Annotated in this window: 22 protein-coding genes and 1 tRNA gene; 3 read left to right on the forward strand and 20 right to left on the reverse strand. The window is 72.2% G+C overall.

The features are described 5' to 3' along the window. Positions 1 to 40: 40 nt before the first annotated feature. The 13 genes from C7C46_RS07710 to C7C46_RS07770 form a co-directional block, all read right to left on the reverse strand. A complete protein-coding gene (locus C7C46_RS07710) occupies positions 41 to 1,360 on the reverse strand; it encodes a DUF445 domain-containing protein (protein WP_110667112.1) in 1,320 nt (439 codons plus the stop codon). Positions 1,361 to 1,391: 31 nt separating this feature from the next. After that, positions 1,392 to 2,669, reverse strand: coding sequence for a nucleotide sugar dehydrogenase (locus C7C46_RS07715; protein ID WP_245984281.1), 1,278 nt, complete (start codon positions 2,667 to 2,669; stop codon positions 1,392 to 1,394). Beyond that, on the reverse strand, positions 2,666 to 3,841 hold the full coding sequence (locus C7C46_RS07720) for a glycosyltransferase family 2 protein (RefSeq protein ID WP_110667114.1): 1,176 nt from the start codon (positions 3,839 to 3,841) through the stop codon (positions 2,666 to 2,668). Before C7C46_RS07720 ends, C7C46_RS07715 begins: the two co-directional genes overlap by 4 nt. Continuing rightward, entirely contained in the window at positions 3,838 to 4,758 is a 921-nt protein-coding gene (locus C7C46_RS07725; RefSeq protein WP_245984282.1) for a Gfo/Idh/MocA family protein, read from the reverse strand. The genes C7C46_RS07720 and C7C46_RS07725 overlap by 4 nt, the downstream gene beginning before the upstream one ends. After that, the gene (locus C7C46_RS07730; protein ID WP_110667116.1) at positions 4,755 to 5,855 is read right to left on the reverse strand and encodes a DegT/DnrJ/EryC1/StrS family aminotransferase; all 1,101 of its coding nucleotides are present in this window, start codon (positions 5,853 to 5,855) and stop codon (positions 4,755 to 4,757) included. Before C7C46_RS07730 ends, C7C46_RS07725 begins: the two co-directional genes overlap by 4 nt. Positions 5,856 to 5,957: 102 nt before the next feature. Then, on the reverse strand, positions 5,958 to 6,914 hold the full coding sequence (locus C7C46_RS07735) for an ABC transporter ATP-binding protein (RefSeq protein ID WP_110667118.1): 957 nt from the start codon (positions 6,912 to 6,914) through the stop codon (positions 5,958 to 5,960). A 34-nt stretch (positions 6,915 to 6,948) separates the two neighbouring features. Further along, positions 6,949 to 7,761 (reverse strand): ABC transporter permease, encoded by an 813-nt coding sequence (locus C7C46_RS07740; protein WP_342775382.1) that lies wholly within the window; start codon positions 7,759 to 7,761, stop codon positions 6,949 to 6,951. Beyond that, positions 7,754 to 8,566, reverse strand: a complete 813-nt coding sequence (locus C7C46_RS07745; RefSeq protein WP_110667120.1) for an ABC transporter permease — start codon at positions 8,564 to 8,566, stop codon at positions 7,754 to 7,756. The genes C7C46_RS07740 and C7C46_RS07745 overlap by 8 nt, the downstream gene beginning before the upstream one ends. A 183-nt stretch (positions 8,567 to 8,749) precedes the next feature. Continuing rightward, positions 8,750 to 9,193: a hypothetical protein gene (locus C7C46_RS07750; RefSeq protein WP_110667122.1), complete on the reverse strand. Its 444-nt coding sequence runs from the start codon at positions 9,191 to 9,193 to the stop codon at positions 8,750 to 8,752. A 142-nt stretch (positions 9,194 to 9,335) separates the two neighbouring features. Next, a complete protein-coding gene (locus tag C7C46_RS07755; protein WP_110667124.1) occupies positions 9,336 to 10,577 on the reverse strand; it encodes an RNA polymerase sigma factor in 1,242 nt (413 codons plus the stop codon). A gap of 10 nt (positions 10,578 to 10,587) precedes the next feature. Next, on the reverse strand, positions 10,588 to 10,989 hold the full coding sequence (locus C7C46_RS07760) for a YciI family protein (protein ID WP_110667126.1): 402 nt from the start codon (positions 10,987 to 10,989) through the stop codon (positions 10,588 to 10,590). Positions 10,990 to 11,173: 184 nt separating this feature from the next. Next, complete coding sequence (locus tag C7C46_RS07765) at positions 11,174 to 11,476, reverse strand: GroES family chaperonin (RefSeq protein ID WP_110667228.1); 303 nt, start codon at positions 11,474 to 11,476, stop codon at positions 11,174 to 11,176. A gap of 148 nt (positions 11,477 to 11,624) precedes the next feature. After that, complete coding sequence (locus C7C46_RS07770; RefSeq protein ID WP_110667128.1) at positions 11,625 to 11,978, reverse strand: DUF3618 domain-containing protein; 354 nt, start codon at positions 11,976 to 11,978, stop codon at positions 11,625 to 11,627. Between the two features lie 162 nt (positions 11,979 to 12,140). Between C7C46_RS07770 and bcp the strand changes: the two genes are divergently transcribed. Then, positions 12,141 to 12,614, forward strand: coding sequence for a thioredoxin-dependent thiol peroxidase (bcp, locus tag C7C46_RS07775; protein ID WP_110667130.1), 474 nt, complete (start codon positions 12,141 to 12,143; stop codon positions 12,612 to 12,614). A gap of 82 nt (positions 12,615 to 12,696) precedes the next feature. Here bcp and C7C46_RS07780 read toward each other — a convergent pair whose 3' ends face one another. The 4 genes from C7C46_RS07780 to C7C46_RS07795 form a co-directional block, all read right to left on the reverse strand. Further along, positions 12,697 to 13,728, reverse strand: a complete 1,032-nt coding sequence (locus C7C46_RS07780) for an ABC transporter permease (RefSeq protein ID WP_110667132.1) — start codon at positions 13,726 to 13,728, stop codon at positions 12,697 to 12,699. Then, positions 13,725 to 15,248: a sugar ABC transporter ATP-binding protein gene (locus C7C46_RS07785; protein WP_110667133.1), complete on the reverse strand. Its 1,524-nt coding sequence runs from the start codon at positions 15,246 to 15,248 to the stop codon at positions 13,725 to 13,727. The genes C7C46_RS07780 and C7C46_RS07785 overlap by 4 nt, the downstream gene beginning before the upstream one ends. A gap of 22 nt (positions 15,249 to 15,270) precedes the next feature. After that, positions 15,271 to 16,317: a substrate-binding domain-containing protein gene (locus tag C7C46_RS07790; protein ID WP_110667135.1), complete on the reverse strand. Its 1,047-nt coding sequence runs from the start codon at positions 16,315 to 16,317 to the stop codon at positions 15,271 to 15,273. Between the two features lie 303 nt (positions 16,318 to 16,620). Further along, a complete protein-coding gene (locus tag C7C46_RS07795; protein ID WP_110667137.1) occupies positions 16,621 to 19,098 on the reverse strand; it encodes a chitinase C-terminal domain-containing protein in 2,478 nt (825 codons plus the stop codon). 365 nt (positions 19,099 to 19,463) lie between these two features. Between C7C46_RS07795 and C7C46_RS07800 the strand changes: the two genes are divergently transcribed. After that, positions 19,464 to 19,546 (forward strand) — tRNA-Leu (locus C7C46_RS07800). A 63-nt stretch (positions 19,547 to 19,609) separates the two neighbouring features. Here the strand turns inward: C7C46_RS07800 and rdgB are convergent. From rdgB to C7C46_RS07815, 3 genes are all read right to left on the reverse strand, one after another. Further along, complete coding sequence (gene rdgB, locus C7C46_RS07805; RefSeq protein ID WP_110667139.1) at positions 19,610 to 20,212, reverse strand: RdgB/HAM1 family non-canonical purine NTP pyrophosphatase; 603 nt, start codon at positions 20,210 to 20,212, stop codon at positions 19,610 to 19,612. 5 nt (positions 20,213 to 20,217) lie between these two features. Then, entirely contained in the window at positions 20,218 to 20,943 is a 726-nt protein-coding gene (gene rph / locus C7C46_RS07810) for a ribonuclease PH (RefSeq protein ID WP_110667141.1), read from the reverse strand. 93 nt (positions 20,944 to 21,036) lie between these two features. Then, positions 21,037 to 21,270: a PTS sugar transporter subunit IIB gene (locus tag C7C46_RS07815; RefSeq protein ID WP_035848895.1), complete on the reverse strand. Its 234-nt coding sequence runs from the start codon at positions 21,268 to 21,270 to the stop codon at positions 21,037 to 21,039. A 356-nt stretch (positions 21,271 to 21,626) separates the two neighbouring features. On the opposite strand from C7C46_RS07815, the gene C7C46_RS07820 reads away from it, so the two are divergent. Next, positions 21,627 to 22,871 carry a PTS transporter subunit EIIC gene (locus C7C46_RS07820; RefSeq protein ID WP_110667143.1) on the forward strand — a complete coding sequence of 415 codons (1,245 nt, stop codon included), beginning with the start codon at positions 21,627 to 21,629 and terminating at the stop codon, positions 22,869 to 22,871. The last annotated feature ends 151 nt before the right edge of the window (positions 22,872 to 23,022 follow it).

Consider the following 23,022-nt stretch of genomic DNA (forward strand, 5'->3'; position numbering starts at 1 on the left):
GGTGTTCGACCCTCCATTAGAACCCGCCCGTCAGAACCGGTCAGCCACCCAGGGCCGTCGCCACCGCGTGGATCAGCAGCCCGGCCAGCGCGCCCACCACGGTGCCGTTGATCCGGATGAACTGCAGGTCGCGCCCGACGTTGGCCTCGATCTTGCGGGAGGCGTCGGCCGCGTCCCAGCTCGCCACGGTGTCCGAGATCAGCGAGGTGATCTCGCCGCGGTAGGTCTCCACCACGTAGGCCGCCGCGTCCTGCAACCAGCCGTCGGCCTTGGCCTGCAGCCGCTCGTCCTGGGCCAGCTTCTGCCCGAAGCTGCGCACCCCCTCGCGGATCCGGCGGCGCAGCTCGCTGTTCTCGTCCTCGGCGGCGGTCAGCACCAGGGCGCGCACCGCGCTCCAGGAGGAGGCGATCAGCTCCTGCACCTCGTCGCGGGCCAGCAGGTCGGCCTTGGCCCGCTCGACCCGGGCCTGGGTGGCCGGGTCGGTCCGCAGCTCGACGGCGAAGTCGGCCAGGAAGGTGTCGATCGCGCCGCGGGCCGGGTGCTGCGGGTCGTCGCGGATCGCGGTGACGAACCGCATCAGCTCCTTGTAGACCCGCTCGCCGACCTGGTGGTCGATGAACTTCGGGGTCCAGCCCGGCGACTTTATGGCGACCCTGTCCACCACGTCGCCGTGGTGCTCGGCCAGCCAGTCGTGCGCCCGCACCGCGACCAGGTCCACCACGCCGTGGTGGCCGCCGTCGGCCACCACCTTGCCGAGCAGCCGGCCCAGCGGCTCGGCCACCTGGGTGGCCGCGGCCCGCCGGGTGACCGCCTCGCCCACCACCGCCTGCACGTCCTCGTCCCGCAGCACCGCGAGCACCCCGCGCAGCGCGGCCGCCGCCTCGGTGGTGACCCGCTCGGCGTTGCCGGGGGCGGCCAGCCACTCGCCGAGCCGGCGGGCGATGCCGAGCGCGGCCAGCCGGGTGCGGATCACCTGGACGGAGAGGAAGTTCTCGCCGACGAAGCTGCCCAGCGACTTGCCGAAGGCGTCCTTCTTGGTCGGGATGATCGCGGTGTGCGGGATCGGCAGCCCGAACGGGCGCCGGAACAGGGCGGTGACGGCGAACCAGTCGGCCAGCGCGCCGACCATGCCGGCCTCGGCGGCGGCGGCCACGTATCCGGGCCACCCGGTCCAGCCGGCCGCCTTGGCCCAGGTGGCCAGGGCGTAGACGACGGTGGCGCCGCCCAGGAAACCGGTGGCGATCGCCTTCATCCGCCGCACGCCGCGGCGCTTCTCCTCGTCGGCGGCGGTGAACCGGACTCCGGTGGCGGCCGCCGCGGCCTCGTGCTCGCTCTCCACCCGACCAGTGTCACTGATCATCGGTCGGATCTTCGGCTTGTCGGCCCCTGAGTTACCCCTGGGTTCCGCCCCCGAGGACTATCCGGCGCACCCCGGCCCAGCGCGCCGGGTCGGTGATACCCCGTCCGTCCAGCAGCACCCGCACGCCCGGGAAGTCGGCCGGGCCGACTTCCGCGTACTCGGCGTGGTCCGCCTGGACCACCACGGCCGCCACCGGCTCGCCGGCCCAGGGGCGCAGGTTGAGCGCGGTCAGCTCGGCGTCGCGGTAGAGCGGGTCGGCGACCACCGCGGTCGCGCCGGCCGCGGCGAGTGCGTCGGTCAGCGGGAAGACGCCGGAGCAGGCGCTCTCCTTGACCCCGCCGCGGTAGGCCGCGCCGAGCACCAGCACCCGGTGCCCGGTCAGCGGGCCCAGGGCGCGGGCCAGCAGGTCGACCGCGTAGCCGGGCATCGCCTCGTTGGCGGCGCGGGCGGCGCTGACCACGGTGGCGTCCGGGTCCTGCCACAGGTACAGCCGCGGGTAGACCGGGATGCAGTGCCCGCCGACCGCGATGCCCGGGCGGTGCAGGTGGCTGTACGGCTGGCTGTTGCAGGCCGCCAGCACCGGGTCCAGCGCGATACCGGCCCGGTCGGCGAACCGGGCGAACTGGTTGACCAGGGCGATGTTGACGTCGCGGTAGGTGGTCTCGGCCAGCTTGGCCAGCTCGGCGGCCTCGGCGCTGCCCAGGTCCCAGACGCCGTTCTGCCGGGGCGCCAGGTCCGGGCGGGGGTCGAAGTCCAGGATCGAGCGGTAGAACCCGGTGCCCCGCCGGGCCGACTCGGGATCCAGACCGCCCAGCAGCTTGGGGTAGCGCCGCAGGTCCGTCAGCACCCGGCCGCTGAGCACCCGTTCGGGGCTGAAGACCACGTGCGCCCCCGGACCCAGCACGGGGGCGAACCGGGACCGGGTGGTGCCGACCGGCAGCGTGGTCTCGTAGCTGACCAGGGTGCCCGGGCGCAGGCCGGCCGCGACCGCGGCGGTGGCCGCGTCCAGCGCCGCGAAGTCGGGGGCGCCGGCCGGGTCGAGCAGCAGCGGGACCACGACCACCACGGCCTCGGCGGCGGCGACCGCGCCGGTGGTGTCGCCGGTGGCCCGCAGGAGTCCGGCGGCCACGGCGGCCTTCAGCGGCTCGTCGAGCTCCGGCTCGCCGGGGAAGGGGGCCCGCCCGGCGTTGACGGCGGCCACCACCGCGGGGTCGGTGTCGGCCCCCACCACCCGGTGCCCGCGCCGCGCGCACTGCACGGCCAACGGCAGCCCGATCTTCCCCAGGCCCACCACCACGACGTCCGTCACCGCTCGCCCCACTTCGCGTAGGCCCGCTCGACCATGCCGCGCCAGGCCGGGGTGCGCCGCAGCCGGCGGCGCAGTTGGGCCGGCACCAGGCCGCGCCACAGCTGGACCGTCAAGGTCAGCTCCGGCGGCCCGGGCGCCGGAGCCGAGGTCTCCCCCGTGGTCCGCGGCAGCGCCGACTCCCAGTAGGCGGCCTGGTAGCGGATCAGCCGCCGCAGCGCGGCCACCCGGCCGCGCCGGGCCAGGTCCAGCCGGAGCCGGTCGCGCACCGCCAGCTTCTCGAACTCGGGCGGCGGGCAGTGCCGCTCGATCAGCCGGGCCACCCCCGCGCACAGCCGCCGCTGGGCCGGCTCGGCGAGGGTGAGGAACTCGGTCTGCAGCAGCCGCGGGATCTCCCAGGAGAACGCCCGCCCGCGCAGCGCGGCCAGCTCCGGCCCGGGATCGGCCAGGCGCTCGGCCACCTCCAGCATCGCGGCGACCCCGCGCAGCCGGTCCTCGTGCCGGGAGCGGACGGTGACGTTGCCGTGGTCCCGGCGCAGCACCGCGTAGTAGCAGTCGTAGTCGGCCAGCACCGAGATCCGCCGCGAGCGCAGGCAGGCCTCCAGGGTGAAGGGCTGGTCGGAGTAGGCGGGCAGGTCCTCGCGCTTGCGCAGCCCGTGCCGCTCCACCAGCTCCCGGCGGAACAGCTTGGTGTCGGAGAGCGCCCAGGCCAGCGCGGAGTCGGTGAAGCTGATCCGCTCCCGGGTCTGCTCGAAGATGCCCTGCGGCACCTGGCGGCCGCCGACCCCGACCATCTTGCCCAGCACCACGTCGGACTCGGCCCGGTCGGCCAGCGCCACCAGCCGCTCCAGGGCCTCCTCGCCGAGCCAGTCGTCCGCGCCGAGGAAGAACAGGAACCGGCCCCGGGCCTTGGCCAGCGCCTTGTTGCCGGGAGCCGCGGGGCCCCCCGAGTTGGGCTGGCTGAGCACGGTGAACAGCTCGGGGTGCTGCTCCTCGTAGCGGCGCAGCTCGGCGCCGCTGCCGTCGGTGGAGCCGTCGTCCACCGCCACCACCTGGAGTGCGCCTAGACGCTGACGGCAGATCGACTGGCCGACCAGCGAGTCCAGACAGGCCGTCAGGTACGGCATCGCGTTGTAGCAGGCGACCACCACGGTCACCTCGGGCTGCGCGGTCACACCACCACTCCTTCGCTCACGGCCGCTCGGGCCAGCACCGACTCGGCCAGCTCCACCGCGCGCAGCCCCTCGCGCAGCGGCACCGGCTGCCCGCCGAGGCCGGCCACCGCGGCGGCGAACGCGCGGTGCTGGGCGGTCAGCGCGTCCGGTGCGGCCGGCACCCGGGTCAGCCGCTCGCCGGCGGGGCCCGCGCGCAGCAGGGTGCCGGTCAGCAGGTCGGCGACCAGCCGCCCGTGCTCGCCGGTGACGGCGACGGTGCGCTCGCGCACCGTGCCGAGCCGGCCCACGTGGTGGCTGACCAGGAGGCCGCCGGCCAGCTCGCCGAGCACCGCGGCCGCGCTCTCCACCGCCGCGCCGGGGCGGCGCACGGTGCGGGCGGCCAGCCAGGCGTACTCCCGGCCGGTCAGCCAGCGGACCAGGTCCAGGTCGTGGGTGGCCAGGTCCTGCACGACGCCGGTCTGCGCCGCGCGCCCGCCGAGCGGGACCTGACGGCTGGTCACCAGCTGCCCGAGCCGGCCCAGCTCGGGCAGCCCGCGGCGCAGCTCGCGCAGCACCGGCTGGAACCGCTCGACGTGGCCGACCGCCGCCACCAGCCCGCGCCCCTCGAAGGCCCGCACCAGCCGCTCGGCCGCCCGGGCGCTGCCGCCCAGCGGCTTCTCGATCAGCGCGGCCACCCCGTGGTCGGCCAGCGCCAGACCCACCTGCTCGTGCGCGCCGGTCGGACAGGCGACCACCGCGTAGTCCACGCCGCGGGCCAGCAGTCCGGCCAGCTCCGCGTAGACCGGGGTGCCGTGCACCGCGCCCTGCGGATCGCCGGCCGGGTCCACCACGCCGACCAGCTGGACCCCGTCCAAGGCCCGCAGGGCCCGGGCATGGTGACGGCCCATCACGCCCAGGCCGATCAGCCCGGCCCTCACCGGACGGCTCCGGCGAACTGCTCGGCGGTGGCCGTCACGGCCGCCACCACCCGGGCCAACTGCTCCTCGCCCAGGCCCGGGTGGACCGGCAGCGAGAGCACCTCGGCCACCGCCCGCTCGGTCTCCGGCAGGTCCAGCTCCAGCGCGTAGGCGGGCTGGCGGTGGATCGGCACCGGGTAGTGCACCGCGCTGCCCACCCCGCGGCGGGCCAGCTCGGCCTGGAACTGCGCGCGCCGGGGCACCCGCACGGTGTACTGGTGGTAGACGTGGCCGGCCCCGGGGGCGACCGCCGGTGTCGTCACCCCGCGCAGCCCGGCGTCCAGCACCGCCGCGTTGGCCCGGCGCCGGGCGGTGCGCTCGGCGAGCGCGCGCAGCTGCACCCGGCCGACCGCGGCCGACACGTCGGTCATCCGCAGGTTGCCGCCGACCACCTCGTGCCGGTACCGCTCGGCCATCCCCTGGTTGCGCAGCAGCCGCAGCCGGTCCGCCAGTTGCCGGTCCTGCACGGCGATCATCCCGCCCTCCAGCGCGTGCATGTTCTTGGTCGGGTAGAAGCTGAAACAGCCCGCCGCCCCGAACGCGCCCACCGGGCGGCCGTGCAGGGTGGCGGCGTGCGCCTGGCAGGCGTCCTCCAGCACCGCCAGGCCGTGCCGCTCGGCCAGCGCCAGCAGCGGGCCCATCGGCGCCGGGTGCCCGTACAGGTGGACCGGCAGCAGCGCCGCGGTGCGCGGACCGATCGCGGCCGCCACCGCCGCCGGGTCCAGGCAGTAGTCGACCGGGTCGATCTCGGCGAACACCGGTGCGGCGCCGACCAGCCGGACCGCGTTGGCGGTGGCCGCGAAGGAGAACGAGGGGACCACCACCTCGTCCCCGGGCCCGATCCCCAGGGCCTGTAGCGCCAACTGGAGGGCCGAGGTGCCGGAGTTGACGGCCACGCAGGTCCGCCCGGCCACCAGCTCGGCGAACTCGTGCTCGAACGCGGCCACTTCGGGGCCCTGCACGACCGAGCCGGAGCGCAGCACCCGGACCACCGCGGCGATCTCTTCCTCGCCGATCACCGGTGCCGCCACCGGGACGGCGGCCGTGTCCGGCACCATGGTCCACCTCGCAGTCCTGCGCCGGGTGGCGCCGGGGCTCCGTCGCGCCCGGCACCACCCGTCCCACCACTCCAACCGTGCGCGGGCCGTTCGGGTTACGGGTCAGCCGCCGACGGCTCCCGCGTACATCCGGGCGATCACGTCCTCGATCACCGGTTCGCGCACCGACAGGTCCTGCAGCGGGTAGCGGTCGGCCACCGCGGCCACGATCGGGGCGGCGCTCTGCTCGGCCGGGAAGGCCAGCCACTGCCGCGCGCCCGCCACCTTGACCACCCGCGCGCCCGGCGCCTCGATCGGCGGGCCCGGGCGGGCCAGGTCGACCACCAGGGTCCGCTCGCTGCGGCCGGCCGCGTGCAGGCCGGCCAGATCCCCGTCGAAGACCAGCCGGCCGTGGTCGATCACCATCACCCGGCCGCACAACTGCTCGATGTCGGTGAGGTCGTGGGTCGTCAGCAGCACCGTGGTGCCGGCCGCGTTCACCTCGCGCAGGAACTCCCGCACCCGGGCCTTGCTCAGCACGTCCAGGCCGATGGTCGGCTCGTCCAGGTAGAGCACCTGCGGGTCGTGCAGCAGCGCGGCCCCGAGGTCGCCGCGCATCCGCTGGCCGAGCGAGAGCTGGCGCACCGGGGTGTCCAACAGGTCCCCGAGCTGCAGCAGTTCGACACAGCGTTCGAGGTTGGCCGCGTACCGGGCCGGCTCGATCCGGTAGAGCCGGCGGGCGAGTTCGTAGGAGTCGCGCAGCGGCAGGTCCCACCACAGCGTGGTGCGCTGCCCGAACACCACCCCGATCCGGCGGGCCAGCGCGACCCGCTCCCGGGCCGGGTCCACCCCGGCCACCCGCAGCCGGCCCGCGCTGGGCACCAGGATCCCGGTGAGCATCTTGATCGTGGTGGACTTGCCGGCCCCGTTCGGGCCGATGTAGCCGACGCACTCGCCAGCTCGCACGGTGAAGCTCAGCCCGTCGACCGCGCGCACCTCGTGGCGCCGCCGGCGCAGCCGGCCGGCCTTGCTGCGCACCGTGAAGGTCCGGCTGACCCGGTCGAGTTCGATCAGTTCCATCGCGGTTCTCCTCTGCTGGGTGGGGAGTACGGGATCAGCTGCCGGTGCTGCGGTAGGCGCGCAGGCCGGCCCGCCAGGCCAGGCCGGCCGCGCCGGCGGCGGCCGCGGCCACCAGCGGGGCGGCGAACCGGCAGACGACGGGCAGGCCGAGCGGATCGGGGCGCCCCAGGATCTGCAGGGTCGGCAGCCAGTTGACGAAGGCCAGCGGCACCCCGAAGGTGACGCCGAGCAGCAGGTCGCGGGCGAAGACATCGGGCGGGTACTGCAGCAGGGTGGCGCCGCCGTAGGTGGCCGAGTTCTGCAGCTCGCGCGCCTCGCCCCAGAAGAACTGCACGCTGGACAGCCCGACGAAGAGCGCGCCGAAGATCACCGGCCCGCAGACCAGCATCATCGCCAGCAGCAGTACCTTGTCCCAGCTCCAGTGCAGGTCCAGGGCGTGCAGCGCCCACAGCAGCACCGCGGTGGCCTGGGCCGGGCGGGCGAGCCGGCGCAGCGTGAACCGCTCGGCGCAGACCATCGACAGGGCCGGGGCCGGGCGCAGCAGCAGGGTGTCCAGGGCGCCGGTGCGAATCCGTTCGCCCAGGCCGTCCACCGTCCCGAGCAGGAAGTCGGCCACGCCGATGGCGATGCCGGCGGTGCCGTAGAGCAGGCCGATCTCGGGCAGCCGCCAGCCGCCGAGCCGGTCGGTGTGGTGGAACATCAGCAGCAGCACTACGAAGTCCAGCGAGCAGACCAGCAGGCTGGCCGCGGCGAGCAGGACGAAGGAGGTCCGGTAGGCGGTGGCGGCCCGCATCCACATCGCGGCGGCCAGCCGCCAGGAGGTCACCGCCCAGCGCAGCTCAGCCACCCTGCACCACCACCTTGCGGGTGGCCAGCCGCAGGCCCACCCGGCCGAGCCCGAACAGGACCAGGGCCCAGCCGAGCTGGAAGCCGAGCTCGCCCAGGACCGCCAGGCCGTGGCGCCGCTCCAGGAAGACGTCGCAGGGCAGTTGGACGATCGCGGCCCAGGGCAGCGCGCGGGCGACCGCGCCGGCTCCGGCCGGGAACAGGGTCAGCGGCAGCAGCATCCCGGACAGGAACATCGAGGCGACCCCGGTCAGGGCGCGCAGGCCCTCGGCGTCGTGCAGCCAGAAGCCGCTGAGCGAGACCAGGAAGCGCACCCCGAAGCTGACCACCACGGCGAGCAGCGCGGAGAGCAGGAACAGCGGCCAGGTCAGCGGCGAGCGCGGCAGCCGGGCGCCGAACCACAGCGCGCCGACGGCCAGCGGGACGCCGCCGCGCACCAGCAGTTGGAAGCCGGCCCGGCCCAGGTCGGTGGCCAGCCACCAGCCCTGGAAGTCGACCGGGCGGTACAGGTCGACCGCGATGTCGCCGCTGCGGAACCGGGTCTGCAGCTCGTCCTGGAAGCCGCCGCCCCAGGCCGCGACGGAGACCAGCAGCGCCTGGCTGACCCAGATGTAGGTGACCGCCGCCCGCGCGTCGTACCCGCCGAGCCCGGGGCGGGCCCGCCACAGCGCGAGGAAGGTGGCGGCGAGGATGACCGCGAAGACGGAGTTGGTGACCGCCCCGGAGAAGGTGGCCATCCGGTAGGTGGAGTAGCGGCGGAACGCGCCGCGCGCGATGGTCAGGTAGAGCCCGACCGCCTGCCTCATGGAATGTCTCCTTGTCGACATTTCACAGGAGCGACCACCGCCCCTGCGCACGCGCCCGCGCGCCGACGAGCCCCGATCTGCGGGACCTGGGGGGTCCTCGTCGATCGGGGCTGGTCGGCGGTCTATGAGCTTGTGTCAGTCCACGGTAGCGGGGCGGGGCCCGGCGCCGCAGCCGAATACCCGTCAGCCGGCGGGCGTGCTCGGCAACGCGGGCGTGCTCGGCAGTGCGGGCGTGCTCGGCAGCGACGGGGTGGCGGGCAGCGAGGGCAGGCTGGGCAGCGTCACCGGCAGGCCGAGGCTGGAGAGCAGGTTGGTGATGGTCGACAGCAGGTCGCTCAGCAGCTTGAGCAGCGACCCGGTGTCCGGAGCGGCCCCGGTGGGCAGCGCGGGCACGGTCGGCGGGGTGACCGCCGGTCCGCCCTTCGCCGCACCGGCCAGGCCGGCCAGGCCCGCCAGGCCCGAGACCCCGGGCAGGCCGCCCAGGTCCGGCGCCGGCGGCACCGCGGGCACCACCTGGGCCACCCGGGGCCCGTCGAGTTCACGAAGCGGGACGGCGGCGGTCGCGGTGGCGACCGACGTGAGGCTCAGAGCCGCGCCGAGCGCGACAGCCGTCCAGAGGGCACGCATGAGGGTACTTCTCCTGTTCAGGGCTTGACTGTTGGGACACTGACGAAGACTCACGGAGTGAATCCGTCCCGCTCCTCACAGTGAGCCGAACAGCCCAGCCGGGCCACCGCGACTGCGCCGAACGCGTGAGCCCGTGACGGCCCTACGGCGTGTCCGCCACCGCCAGTCGGGCCGCACGCAGGGTCAGGTGCTGCTGCTCGGGCAGGCTGGCGGTGCGGCGGGCCGCGGTGCGGTAGTCGGCCACCGCGGCATCCCGTTCGCCCGCCAGCTCGTGCAGGTAGGCCCGGACCGCGAAGTACCGGTGGTGGGCCGCCAGCTCGGGCGGCGGGGCGGCGAGCAGTGCCAGTCCCGCCGCCGGGCCCCGCACCATCGCCGTGGCCACCGCCTGCTCCAGCAGGATCAGCGGGTTGTCCGACAACTGCGCCAACACCCCGTACAGCGCCAGGATCTGCGGCCAGTCCGTCTCCCCGGCCGTCGCCGCCTCGTCGTGCACCGCCGCGATCGCCGCCTGCACCTGGTACGGCCCCACCGGCCCGCGCGGCAGCGCCGCCGTCACCAGCGCGACCCCCTCCTCGATCATCGCCCGGTCCCACCGGCCCCGGTCCTGCGCGGCCAGCGGCACCAGCTCGCCGTCCGCTCCGGTCCTGGCCGGCCCGCGCGCCTCGGTCAGCAGCATCAGCGCCAGCAGCCCGGCCACCTCCGGGTCCGCGGGCAGCAGCCCGTGCACCGCCCGGGTCAGCCGGATCGCCTCCCGGGACAGCTCCACCCGGCGCAGCTCACTGCCCTCGCTGCTGGCGTACCCCTCGTTGAAGACCAGGTAGAGCACGTGCAGCACCGCGTCCAACCGGGCCGGCCACTCCTGCCGCGCCGGCATTTGGAACGGCACGCCCGAGGCCTTGATCCGCTGCTTGGCCCGGCTGATCCGCTGACCCATCGTCGACTCCGGCACCAGGAACGCACGGGCGATCTCCCCCGTGCTCAGCCCGCCCACCGAACGCAGCGTCAGCGCGATCGCCGAAGCCGGCGTCAGCACCGGATGGCAGCACAGGAAGAGCAGCGTGAGGGTGTCGTCCCCCTCCTCGGCCAGGTCCGCCCCCGGCGCCGCCCGGCGGTCCACCGGGACCTGCTCGGCCACCAGTTCCTCGCGCCGGCGCCGGGCCTGCTCGCTGCGCACCTGCTCGACCAGCCGACGGCTCGCCACCTGCACCAGCCACCCGCGCGGGTTGGCCGGCCGGCCGTCCACCGGCCACTGCGTCGCGGCCGCCAGCAGCGCCTCCTGCACCGCGTCCTCGGCCGCCGCGAAGTCCCCGTACCGCCGGGTGAGCACGCCGACGACCTGCGGCGCCAGCTCGCGCAGCAGGTCGTCGTCCGGAGTTCGCGTCACGGAGTCCGCGTCACAGCTCGCTCGGCGGCGCCGCCATCACCTGCCGCACCTCGATCGGCATGTTCAGCGGGCGCCCGCCCGGGCCGGGGGCCGCGGACACGGCGGCCGCGATCTCGATCGCCCGCTGCTCCGTCTCGCAGTCCACGATCCACCAGCCGGCCACCCACTCCTTGCTCTCCGGGAACGGGCCCTCGGTCACCACCGGCGCACCCCCGCTGTGCGAGCGCACGATCCGCGCCTGCTCCGGCATCGCCAGCCCCTGCGCGTCCACCAGCTCGCCGGCCGCCGCCAACTCGGCGTTGGTCTCCTTCATGAACCGGATGTGCGCCTGGATCTCCTGCGGCTGCCACTCGTCCAGCTTCGGGAAGTCCACGTTCTGGGCACTGAACTGCATCAGCAGCATGTACTTCATGGTCCTGCTCCTCGGTCCCTGGGCACCCCGCCGCGGGGCGCTCTCACGGGTAGGTCGAAGCCGGCCGCCCGCCTTCGACATCCTCGACGAGATTTCCCGGAAAAACCTCGCGCCACCCCCGGCACCACGCGAGCGGGGCCCCACCGGGGTCCCCGCTCGCCGACAGCTGCGCGCCCACCGGCGCCTACAGGTACAGCCCGGTCGACCCGTCCGCGTCCTTCAGCCGTTCGGCCGCCACCGCATGGAGGTCCCGCTCGCGCAGCAGCACGTAGGTCGCGCCGCGCACCTCGACCTCCAGCTTGTCCTCGGGGTCGTACAGCACCCGGTCACCGGGCTCCACCGACCGCACGCTCTGGCCGACCGCGACCGCCTCGGCCCAGGTGCACCTCTTGGAGATCTCCGCGGTGGCCGGGATCAGGATTCCGCCGGTGGAGCGGCGCTCGCCCTCGCCCCCTTCGAGGCGGACCAGGACGCGGTCGTGCAGCATCCGGATGGGCAGCTTCTCGCCCAGGCGGTCGTGCCGGCCGTGCTCCGGCTGCTGCTGGCTCAACTTCTCGTCGTCGTTCACGCTCACGTCCAGACCGTACCTGGCGCCGCCCGCCACCGTGCCGCGGGCCCGCCCCGGCCGACCGGGCTCAGCCGCGCCGCCGCTTGCGGGCCGAGGCGAGCAGCAGCAGCACGCCGCCGCCGACCAGCACCGCCGGCACGATCCGCTCCGGACGGGGCTTGCCCTCGTCGTCCACGAACTGCGCCTTGACCTGCTCGACCCCGCGGCTCGCACCCACGTACAGCCGGCCGAGCTTCTCCTCCACCGCCCCGACCACCTTGGCCTTGGTCTGCGCGGCCACCGTGCTCGGGTGCACCCGCATCGCCAGCTCGTCCAGGGTGTCGGCCAGCTGCGACCGGGTCCGCTCGATGTTCGCCTCGATCTCGGCGGTGGTGCGTCCCGCGTCGTCCCGCGGGCTGTCGTTGGTCTTCCCCTTGCCCACCCGGGCCACCTCACTCAACTGACGTCACGGTCTGCTGACGCCCAGTCTGTCAGCTCCCCCGCCGGCGCGCGCAGTCCCACCCACCAACAGGGGTAGGTTTGATTCCGGGCACGACCAGCTGTCAGGCACGACCAGCAGTCCCGTACGAGGAGAGAACCGAACGTGAGTGAGCGCCTCCAGGCGGGGGACACCGCCCCCGCCTTCTCGCTGTCCGACGCCGACGGGAAGCAGGTCTCGCTGGCCGAGCACCTGGGCCGCAAGGTGATCGTGTACTTCTACCCGTCCGCCCTGACGCCGGGCTGCACCAAGCAGGCCTGCGACTTCACCGACAACCTGGCGGTGCTGGCCGGCGCCGGGTACGACGTGATCGGCATCTCGCCGGACAAGCCGGAGAAGCTCGGCAAGTTCCGCGAGGCCGAGCACCTCGAGGTCACCCTGCTCTCCGACCCCGAGCGCGAGGTGCTGACCGCCTACGGCGCCTTCGGCGAGAAGACCATGTACGGCAAGACGGTGACCGGCGTGATCCGCTCCACCGTGATCGTGGACGAGCAGGGCAAGGTCGAGCGCGCGCTGTACAACGTCAAGGCCACCGGGCACGTCGCCAAGCTGCTGCGGGACCTCAAGATCGAGGCCTGAGCACGCACGGTGCGGCGGCCACAGCTCCCCCACACAGGAGCTGCGGCCGCCGCGTTCGTGGCCCGTGCCGACGGACGGGCCGTCAGCCGGGCAACCCCACTGCCCGCTCACCGCTGCGCCGCTGCTGGATCACCACAGCGACGACCAGCAGCGAACCCTGGGCCACGTTCTGCCAGAACGAGTTGATGCCCTGCACGGTCAACCCGTTCTCCAGCGCACCGAGCAGCGCGACGGCCAGCAGGGTGCCGCCGATGCCGCCCTTGCCGCCCTTGAGCGCGCAGCCGCCGAGCGCGGCCGCGGTGATCGCCTTGAGCTCCAGGCCCTCACTGCCGGAGACCGGCTGGCCCGAACCGGTACGGGCGGTCAGCAGGATGCCGGCCACCGCCGCCACCACGCCGATCAGGCCGTAGACCGAGATCAGGTACTTGTTGATGCTGATGCCGGCCAGGCGGGCGGCGGTGTCGTTGCCGCCGATCGCGTAGATGTTGCGGCCGATGTCGGTGTACTTGAGCATCACGTGCACCGCCAGCGCCACCGCGATCAGGATCCACACCATCACCGGCAGGCCCGCGATCTTGCCGCGGCTGAGGAAGATGAAGATGCTGTCGTTGAGCACGTAGCCCTGGGCCGCACCGTTGGAGATCAGCTGGGCCACACCCTTGTAGGCGGCGAGGCCGGCCAGGGTGGCGATGGTGGCGTTGACCCGCCCGTAGACGATGATCACGCCGTTCAGGACACCGACCACCACCCCGACGCCGATCGCCGCGGCCATGCCCACCAGCGGGTTCTTGCCCGCCGAGGTGAAGGCCATCGCGCTGACCACCGAGGCCAGGCCCGCCTGCGAGCCGACCGAGATGTCCAGCCCGCCGCAGATGATCACCACGGTCTGGACCACGGCCAGCAGGCCGGTGATGGTCACCGCCTCGGCGATCACCTGGACGTTGTTCCAGCTCAGGTAGTTGTCGTTGAGCGAGCCGAACAGGACCAGCACGACCACCAAGGCGGCGATCAGGCTGATGTTCTGCCCGCCGACCTGGGCCAGCAGGCTGCGGCCGTTCTTGGCGGCGGCCACGGGGGCGCTCTTGGTCTCGGGAACCTGCGTGTCCGCGGTCATGCCGCACTCCTATTTTCCTCGCTGAGGTCGTCGGCCATCGCGAGCGAAAGGATCCGCTCCTCGGTCGCCTCGGACCGGTCCAACTCCCCGGTGATCCGGCCGTTCTGCATCACCACGACCCGGTCGGCCAGACCGAGCACCTCGGGCAGCTCGGAGGAGATCACCAGCAGGGCCACGCCCTCCTTCGCCAGGTCGGCGATGATCTGGTAGATCTCCGCCTTGGCACCCACGTCGATACCGCGGGTCGGCTCGTCCAGGATCAGCACCTTGGGCCTGCGGGCCAGCCAGCGGGCCAGCACCACCTTCTGCTGGTTGCCACCGGACAGCTTGCGCACCTCGTGCTCGATCGAGGGGGTGCGCACCCGCAGCCGCCGCACGTACTCCTGTGCCAGTTCCTTCTCCGCGGCCCGCTTGACGAACCGGGAGCGGCGCAGCCGCTCCAGCACCACCAGAGCGATGTTGTCCCGGATCGAGCGCTGCAGGAACAGCGCCTGCGCCTTGCGCTCCTCCGGAGCCAGGCCCAGGCCCGCCCGGATCACCTCGCCCGGCCGGCCCGACCGCAGCTTCTTGCCGTCCAGGGTCACCGTGCCGCTGTGCACCGGCAGGTCGCCGGCCAGCGCCAGCGCCAACTCGGAGCGCCCGGCCCCGATCAGCCCGGCCAGGCCGACCACCTCGCCGGCCCGCACCTGCAGCGTGATGTCACTGACCTTGTCGGTGGTCAGCTCCCGGACATCCAGCACCACCCGGTCGGTCGACACGTTCTGCCGGACGAACATGTCCGACAGGTCGCGCCCGACCATCAGCCGCACCAGGTCGCCCTCACTGGCCTGGGCCGCGTCCAGCACCCCCGCCAGGGCTCCGTCGCGCAGCACCGCGATCCGGTCCGCGAGCTGGAAGATCTCCTTCATCCGGTGCGAGACGTAGATGACCGCCACGCCCTGCTCGCGCAGCCGGCGGATGAGTGCGAACAGCGCGTCCACCTCGTGCTCGGACAGCGAACTGGTCGGCTCGTCGAAGGCGATCACCTTCGCCTCACCCGTCAGCGCCCGCAGGATCTCCACCAACTGGCGCTGGGCCGGGGTCAGCTCGGAACCCAGCAGGTCCGGATCCAGCACCCGGGAGAAGCCGAGCCGCTCCAGGTCCGCCTGGATCCGGCGGCGCAGCTCGGCCCGGTCCAGCCGGCGCCCCGCCTTGCGGGGCAGGGCGCCGGCGTACACGTTCTCGGCGACCGAGACGTGCGGGATGATCTCCGGCTCCTGCGGAATGATCCGGATGCCGGCCGCCCGGGCCCGGGCCGGCGACTGCAGCGCCAGCTCGGACCCGTCCAGCAGCACGGTTCCCTCGGTGGGCTGGTGATCGCCCGTGAGGATCTTCAGCAGGGTGGACTTGCCGGCGCCGTTCTCACCCATCAGGGCGGTCACCTGGCCGGCCGGGAAGTCCAGGGTGACGTCGCTGAGCGCCCGGACCTCGCCGAACCGCTTGCCGACCCCGCGGACTCCCGCCCCGCTGCTGCTCGTCATGTCTGCCTTACCCGACGTCATGTCAGCTGCACTTGACGCCGGCGGACTGCCAGGAGGTCGGGTCCACCATCGTGGTGGGGGCGAACGCCTCCTGCGGGAAAGCCTTGCTGTTCTTCAGCTTGTCGTACATCGTCTGCACGGCCAGCGCGCCCACGTCACTGCCGTTGATGAACAGCGCCGCCTTCATCCCCGACGGCTTGCCGCTGCCCCAGTCCTTGCACGCCAGGTACGCACCCAGGCCGACACCGATCACGTTGTCGGCACTGATGCCCGCGTTCTCGGTCGCCGTGATGCCGCCCTGCACGTTCTCGTCGTTGCAGCCCCAGATCACCCAGTGCTTCACACCCGGGTTCGCGGTCAGCGTCGCCGCGATCTTGTCCTGCGCACCGGTCGGCGTGTTGTCCGTCGCCACGTCGATGTTCTGCACCTGCGCGCCCGAGGCCGTGCCGAACGCGTCCTTGGCGGCCTTCACCCGGTCACCGCAGACCGTCACGTCCTGCTTCCAGGCGGAGATCGTACGGGTGTCGGCCGCACTCCAGCCGGCCTTCTTGAACTCCTCGCCCGCCCGCTGACCGACCTGCTGGCCCATCTGCTGCCCCGAGAAGCCGATCCGCGGCACCAGCGCACTCTTGTCGCACGAAGCCGGCGCCGGGCCGGTGGTGCAGATCTGGTCGTCCGAGGTCAGCAGCGGCACACCCGCGTCCTTCGCCGTCTGCACCACCTGCGGACCCACCGCCGGATCCGGCACCACGATGATCAGACCGTTCGACTTCTGCGCGATCGCCGACTGCACGTCACTGATCGTCTGGTTCGCGTCGTTGCCCAGGTTGACCACCTTCAGGTCCACACCCAGCTGCGCGGCCTTCGCCTTCGCACCGGCGGCCTCGCCGATGAAGTACTCCTGGTCACCCTGCTTCTGCAGGTACGTGATGGAGACCTTGCCGCTCACCGGCGCGGCACTGGTGCCGGAGTTCGACGACTCCTGGCCGGTGGAACAGGCCGTCAGGCCGAGGGCGACGAGCAGCCCGAGGGCCGCAGCAGTGCGGCGACGATTGCGCACAGTGGTCATGGGTGGGGCTCCTAGCGCGGTGGGTGGACCACAATTCATCAGAACCGAACAGGTTCCAACGTGATGTCCCATATGACACCCCTGTGGTCCCGGGAGCGTCAAGAGGTTTCGCACACATCCGCACAGGTCGCAACGCAACCGTTGTCTGATCGTGTACTCGTGCGGGCGACTGTCACTTTATGTACCGGTGTACGAGCAGTGTGACATGTCAAGCATGGGCAAAGCGGTGGCGGTGCACCCCCCGACCGGGTGCACCGCCACCGCCGTGCGCTACCTCAGCGTGCCGTCGACCGCGTCAGCGGCTCAGCAGGCCCCGAGGTCGTTCCACACTCCCCAGGCACCGCTCGCCGTGGGGTCGTCGCCCTTGGTCCACCACTTGTTGCTGTAGTAGTGGCCCTTCCAGCCGACCTTGGTCCCGGCCGTCGCGTAGGTCGCGCCGGCGTCCCAGCTCGGCGCACCCGTGCACGCGCCGCCGCTCGGCGAAGGCGTGGGGGTGGGGGTGGGGGTGGGGGTCGGCGTGGGAGTAGGCGTCGGGGTCGGCGTGGGGGTGGGAGTAGGCGTCGGGGTGGGAGTAGGCGTCGGGGTGGGGGTCGGCGTGGAGCTGCCGCCGCTCGTGGTGCCGCGCGCCAGGTCACCCGTGATCCCGTACAGCGTCCCGCCCACGTTCACCGTCCAGTTGGACGGCGTGGAGACCGGCAGGTAGTAGACGAAGTCCACGTCCACCGAGGCCCCCGGCGCCAGCGACTGCCAGCTCGGCAGCTTCAGCGACATCCGGTTGTAGGTGCCCTTCAGGCCGCCCACGTTCCCCGGCCCCGGGTTGTCGGCCCTGACCACCGAGGAGTTGAAGCCCGACTGGTCGTGGGCGTTGTTCGGCGCCGAGTTCGAGTAGTCGAACTGGAACTCGGTGCCGCCCGGCAGCGTCACCGTCGAGTTGTTCACGAGGTGGATCTTCGGGTTGATCGGGTAGTTGTTGTCCCCCAGCGCGAAGTTGGTGAACGACACGTCGATCGGCAGGGTCTGGCTCGGCATCGCGACGGTCGCCCGGGTCGCCCCGTACGGCGAGGCCGACTTGAACTTGTTGTACAGGTCGGTGGTGAGCGTCGAGCCCGCCACGTACTCGCCCTTGCCGCCGTTGGCGGTCGGGTCGAACTTGTAGTCGCCCGCCAGCTCCCAGATCATCGCGCCGCCGGCGCCCTCGTTGACCAGGTAGTCCGCCTTGGCGTTGACCGACTGCTCGTCCTCGGTGGACAGGAACACGTTCTTGGCCGAGTTCCACAGCCACGGCGCCACCAGCGAGGAGCTGTAGTTGTGGGCGTAGCTGCCCGTCAGCGAGGTGTCGGTCAGCCCGTACTTCGCCAGGTAGTCCGGCAGGATCCCGTTCTGCAGGTTCATCGCGTGCCACATCGGGTTGGAGCCCGCCGGGGCCTCCTTGCCGTTGGTGTCCAGGTCGTGCCACAGGTTGTCGATGCCCACGGCACCGTCACCACAGGTGGTCAGCCCCGACCCCGCCGGACAGTTGGCGGTCGACGAGGTGCCCCACAGGCCGCTGGTGCCGCCCTGCACGTTCTTGAACCCGCGGGTGTAGTACGGCAGTCCCAGGTTGATCCGGCCGGCCGGCATCGACCCGCGGAAGTAGTGGTACGCCCAGTCGCCGTTCAGGTAGCCGATGCCGCCGTACTGCGAGGTGCCGTAGACGTTGGCCGACTTCAGCTCGGCGTCGTTCCCGTCGTCGTACAGCGAGGCGTTCGGGCCCACGTACTGGTTCCAGGCACCGTGCAGGTCGTAGGACATGATGTTGACGTAGTCCAGGTACTTCGTCACCTGGAAGGTCTCCATGCCGCGCAGCAGGTAGCCCGAGGACGGGGCCGCGACCGAGAGCAGGTAGTACTTGCCGTCCGCCGCGCTCGCGGTGTCCAGCTTCTGCCGCACGGTCTGCAGCAGCGCCGCGTACCCCTTCATCAGCGAGGCGCGCTTGGCGTTCGCCGTGGTCCAGTCGAGCGGGTTGCCCGCGTTGTTCATCGAGGTGGGGTACTCGTAGTCGAGGTCCACGCCGTTGAAACCGTACTTCTCGACGAACTTGACCGCCGAGTCGGCGAAGGTGTTGATGCCGGCCTGGTTGACGCTGCCGTCCGCGTTGACCGTCATCGAGTAGAAGCCGCCCGACGCCTGCCGGTTGCCCGAGTCGTCGAAGTAGCCGCCGGTCTCGGCCCAACCGCCGACCGAGATCATGGTCTTGACGTTCGGGTACTGCTTCTTGAACTTGGTCAGCAGGTTGAAGTGGCCCTGGTACGGAACCGTCGGGTCCATCTCCGCACCCGCGACACCCGGGAAGGTCATCCCGGTCGCGGCGTTGTTCGGACCGTCGGTGCCCACCGAGATGGTGTTGTCGCCGGCCACGTGCGCGAAGGCGTAGTTGAGGTGGGTGACCTTGTCCCAGGGGACGTTGTTCACCAGGTAGGCCGGGGTCCCGTCCTTGCCGGTCCGCCAGCCGGTGAAGTAGCCGATCACCCGGCGCTGGTGGTCCGCGCCCATCATCTCGCGGCCGCTGGAGTCGTACACCTGGCAGTACGGCACGTTCACGCCCGGCGTGGTGTACATCCCGTCCGGCCGGCACGCCTGGTTGTCCACGGCCGCGGCCGCCTGCGAGGGCGCCAGCCCCAGTGTCCCGAGCAGCAGCCCGGCCAACCCGGCAGCCGCGGCGGCCACGAACGCCACCCGCCTGCCACTGCCACGACGGCCACCGGCGGTGGGACGCTGCGCCGCCTCGTTTCGGATCAACACTCGGTCCTCCAGGAGAGAGTGTCGTGCACGCACCTGTGGGAAGCGCGCGCGTGTGGGGGAACTCGATGACACCCGCACCTGACCGGGGGTCACCGCCCCCTGCCGCGGCGCAGGTTGGCGTTGACCGTATGTGGTCTGGACCACATGGGTCAATAGGTCTGGACCAATGCCATGTCAATGGGCACGCCCGGAACTGGCGTGATTCTCATCACCCGCTCATCTGACGACCCGTTACTCATGCCACACCTCGCTCGTTACCTCCGGCGAGGGGGAGCCGACGTGTCCAAGCCCAGCCCGCACTTCCCGGGCGGTTAACGCAGGTGCGAGCACACCGACCGGGCAAGTAGCATGAGCCCTCAGTGCGAGCGGCCTTGGTGGAATGGCAGACACAATGGCCTTAGGAGCCATCGGGGGAGACCCCGTGAGGGTTCGAATCCCTCAGGCCGCACAGAGAAGTGGCTTCAATTCGAAGGGCCGGGCTGCGTTGGGTGGCCCGGCCTTCGCCGCTCCGCTACCCCACCAACTCCCCCACCACCACCGCCAGCGCCCGGAACGCCTTCCCCCGGTGGCTGATCGCGTTCTTCTCCTCCGCCGACAGCTCCGCACACGTCCGCGTCTCCCCGAGCGGCTGCAGGATCGGGTCGTAGCCGAACCCGCCCTCTCCCGCCGGGGCCGTCCGCAGCGTCCCCAGCAGGCGCCCCTCCGCCACCCGCTCGGTGCCGTCCGGCAGGGCCAGCGCCGCCGCGCAGGCGAAGTGGGCACCCCGGTGCGGGTCGGCGATGTCGCCGAGCTGGGCCAGCAGCAGCTCCAGGTTCGCCCGGTCGTCGCCGTGCTTGCCGGCCCAGCGGGCGGAGAAGATGCCCGGCGCACCGCCCAGTACGTCCACGCACAGGCCCGAGTCGTCCGCGACGGCCGGCAGCCCGGTGGCGCGGGCCAGCGCGTGCGCCTTGAGCAGGGCGTTCTCGGCGAAGGTGACCCCGGTCTCGGGGACGTCGGGGATCTCGGGATAGGCGTCGGCCCCGACGAGTTCGAGGTCGAGCCCGGCTTCGCCGAGGATGGCGCGCAGTTCGGCGACCTTGTGCTGGTTGCGGGTGGCGAGGATCAGGCGGCTCATCGCGCTCAGGCCTCCAGCGCCTTGCGCTGGATCTCGTCGAGCTGGGCGCAGCCCAGGCTGCCGAGGTCGAGCAGCTGGTTGAGCAGGTCGCGGTCGAAGGGGGCGCCTTCGGCGGTGCCCTGGACCTCCACGAAGCGGCCGTCGGAGGTGCAGACGATGTTCATGTCGGTCTCGGCGCGCACGTCCTCCTCGTAGCGCAGGTCGAGCATCGGGACGCCGTCGATGATGCCGACGCTGACCGCGCTGACGCCGCCGGTGATCGGCTGGCCCTTGGCGCGCAGCAGCTTCTTCTCGCGGGCCCAGCTGATGGCGTCGACCAGGGCGACGTAGGAGCCGGTGATGGCGGCGGTGCGGGTGCCGCCGTCGGCTTGGAGCACGTCGCAGTCGAGCACGATGGTGTTCTCGGCGAGCGCGCGGTGGTCGACGACGGCGCGCAGCGAGCGGCCGATGAGCCGGCTGATCTCGTGGGTGCGGCCGCCGATCTTGCCGCGGACGGACTCGCGGTCGCCGCGGGTGTTGGTGGCGCGCGGCAGCATGGCGTACTCGGCGGTGACCCAGCCTTCGCCGCTGCCCTTGCGCCAGCGCGGGACGCCTTCGGTGACACTGGCGGTGCAGAGCACCTTGGTGTCGCCGTAGGAGACCAGGACGGAGCCTTCGGCGTGCTTGCTCCAGTCGCGTTCGATGGTGATCGGGCGGAGCTGGTCGGGGGTGCGGCCGTCGATGCGTGACATGTGCCCGAGCGTAGTGGGTCCGCGTGGGCCGGACACAGTCCGAGGGCCGGTCGGCGGGGAGCTGACGGGCCCTCGGGGGCGTGGCTGCGCGGACTACATCATGTCCTCGATGTCGGCGGCGATCGGGTCGGCGTCGGTGCCGATGACGACCTGGATCGCGGTGCCCATCTTGACGACGCCGTGCGCGCCGGCGGCCTTGAGCGCGGCCTCGTCGATGAGGGAGGGGTCCTTGACCTCGGTGCGCAGGCGGGTGATGCAGCCCTCGACCTCTTCGATGTTGTCGATACCGCCGAGACCGGCGACGATCTTCTCAGCCTTGCTGGCCATGGTCTTTCTCCCTCTGTATCGGCTCCTGGCTGCCTTGCCGGGGGCCGTCCTGCTCTTGCCGTGGGGCGGTGCGGCCCTGACGGGCCGTCAGGCCCGCGCGCGCCGTGCGCCCGCGTGCCCAGCATCACCCGGTTCCGGACGGTGCGCCATGTCGGCGCCCGTTCGGCCCAGTACCGCGCGCGCCGGGTGGATCTTCCTCCCAGGATGACGGTGAGCGGGGCTCGGATCCAGGCGGTACGGCTGCACCTTCAACTGGTCTACACCAATCTGGGCGTACTTCCCAAAACGTGCGGACCTGCGGCCGTTGTCTCCGGGCCGCCCGCTCGCGATCCGTCAGCCCGCGGGGAAGGACGAGGATGAGCTCAACAAGCGCGGCGGTGCCCCCGAAACCGTGGTGGCAGTCCTTCTACGGCGGCCTGCAGAAGATGGGCCGCTCGCTGCAGCTGCCGGTGGCGGTGCTGCCCGCGGCCGGCATCCTCAACCGCCTGGGCCAGCCGGACATCTTCGGTCCGACGGGGAAGATCGCCGACTGGCCGAACGTGGCCAAGGTGCTCGCGGGCGCGGGCGGCGCGCTGCTGGACCCCTCGCTCGGCCTGCCGCTGCTGTTCTGCATCGGCGTGGCGATCGGGATGGCGAAGAAGGCGGACGGATCGACCGCGCTGGCGGCGGTGACGGGCTTCCTCGTCTACTTCAACATCATGCACCAGTTCCCGATCAAGCCGGCGACCACTCCGCCCAGCTACCAGAACCCCGGTGTCTTCGGCGGCATCGTGATGGGTCTGATGAGCGCCTGGTTCTGGGTCAGGTTCCACCGCACCAAGCTGCCGGACTGGCTGGGCTTCTTCAACGGCCGCCGCCTGGTGCCGATGATCATGGCCTTCGTGGCGATCGTCTTCGCGGTGCTCTGCCTGTGGGTCTGGCCGCCGATCGGGCGCGGCCTGGTGCACTTCAGCGACTGGCTCTCCGGGCTCGACGCGCTGGGCTCGGCGATCTTCGGCGTGGCCAACCGCGCGCTGCTGGTGATCGGCATGCACCAGTTCCTGAACACCTTCATGTGGTTCCAGTACGGCACCTACAAGGACGCCTCGGGCCAGACCTGGACCGGCGACATCCCGCGCTTCCTGCACGGCGACCCGACCGCGGGCCAGTTCCTCTCGGGCTTCTTCCCGATCATGATGTTCGCCCTGCCGGCCGCCGCGATGGCGATCGCGCACTGCGCCAAGCCGCACCGGCGCAAGGAGATCACCGGGCTGATGATCTCGGTCGGGCTGACCAGCTTCGTCACCGGCGTGACGGAGCCGATCGAGTACTCCTTCCTCTACGTGGCCCCGCTGCTGTTCGTGGCACACGCGCTGCTGACCGGTGCCTCGATGGGCATCACCTGGGCGCTCGGGGTGCACGACGGGTTCAGCTTCTCGGCCGGCCTGATCGACTACATGATCAACTGGAGCCTGGCCACCAAACCCTGGCTGATCATCCCGATCGGCCTGTGCTTCGCGGTGGTCTACTACGCGCTCTTCAGATTCATGATCACCGCATTCAACCTGGCGACTCCGGGACGCGAGCCGGAGGAGGATGTGGTGGACGTCACCAAGGACTGAAAAGCCCACTTCGCCGACGAACTGCCAGTAGGCCCCCGGACCCGTGCTCCGGGGGCTTTCGACCTTGCACGAAAGGCCGTCGGGCCCCTGGCGTGTCGCCCCGGGATTGGCCAGACTCAGCGCTGCGCCACCGCTTCGCCGCAGGCCGTGA

Source organism: Streptomyces tateyamensis (genome assembly GCF_003205575.1).
Classification (GTDB): Bacteria; Actinomycetota; Actinomycetes; order Streptomycetales; family Streptomycetaceae; genus Kitasatospora; species Kitasatospora tateyamensis.

Excerpts from the sequence above, each read along its gene's own strand:
- C7C46_RS07780 (WP_110667132.1), bottom strand. The coding sequence starts at position 13,728 with ATGACCGCGGACACGCAGGTTCCCGAGACCAAGAGCGCCCCCGTGGCC.
- C7C46_RS07815 (WP_035848895.1), bottom strand. The coding sequence starts at position 21,270 with ATGGCCAGCAAGGCTGAGAAGATCGTCGCCGGTCTCGGCGGTATCGAC.
- C7C46_RS07735 (WP_110667118.1), bottom strand. The coding sequence starts at position 6,914 with ATGGAACTGATCGAACTCGACCGGGTCAGCCGGACCTTCACGGTGCGC.
- C7C46_RS07760 (WP_110667126.1), bottom strand. The coding sequence starts at position 10,989 with ATGAAGTACATGCTGCTGATGCAGTTCAGTGCCCAGAACGTGGACTTC.
- C7C46_RS07745 (WP_110667120.1), bottom strand. The coding sequence starts at position 8,566 with ATGAGGCAGGCGGTCGGGCTCTACCTGACCATCGCGCGCGGCGCGTTC.
- C7C46_RS07765 (WP_110667228.1), bottom strand. The coding sequence starts at position 11,476 with ATGCTGCACGACCGCGTCCTGGTCCGCCTCGAAGGGGGCGAGGGCGAG.
- C7C46_RS07730 (WP_110667116.1), bottom strand. The coding sequence starts at position 5,855 with ATGGTGCCGGACACGGCCGCCGTCCCGGTGGCGGCACCGGTGATCGGC.
- C7C46_RS07790 (WP_110667135.1), bottom strand. The coding sequence starts at position 16,317 with ATGACCACTGTGCGCAATCGTCGCCGCACTGCTGCGGCCCTCGGGCTG.
- C7C46_RS07785 (WP_110667133.1), bottom strand. The coding sequence starts at position 15,248 with ATGACGAGCAGCAGCGGGGCGGGAGTCCGCGGGGTCGGCAAGCGGTTC.
- C7C46_RS07820 (WP_110667143.1), top strand. The coding sequence starts at position 21,627 with ATGAGCTCAACAAGCGCGGCGGTGCCCCCGAAACCGTGGTGGCAGTCC.
- C7C46_RS07710 (WP_110667112.1), bottom strand. The coding sequence starts at position 1,360 with ATGATCAGTGACACTGGTCGGGTGGAGAGCGAGCACGAGGCCGCGGCG.
- C7C46_RS07750 (WP_110667122.1), bottom strand. The coding sequence starts at position 9,193 with ATGCGTGCCCTCTGGACGGCTGTCGCGCTCGGCGCGGCTCTGAGCCTC.
- rph (WP_110667141.1), bottom strand. The coding sequence starts at position 20,943 with ATGTCACGCATCGACGGCCGCACCCCCGACCAGCTCCGCCCGATCACC.
- rdgB (WP_110667139.1), bottom strand. The coding sequence starts at position 20,212 with ATGAGCCGCCTGATCCTCGCCACCCGCAACCAGCACAAGGTCGCCGAA.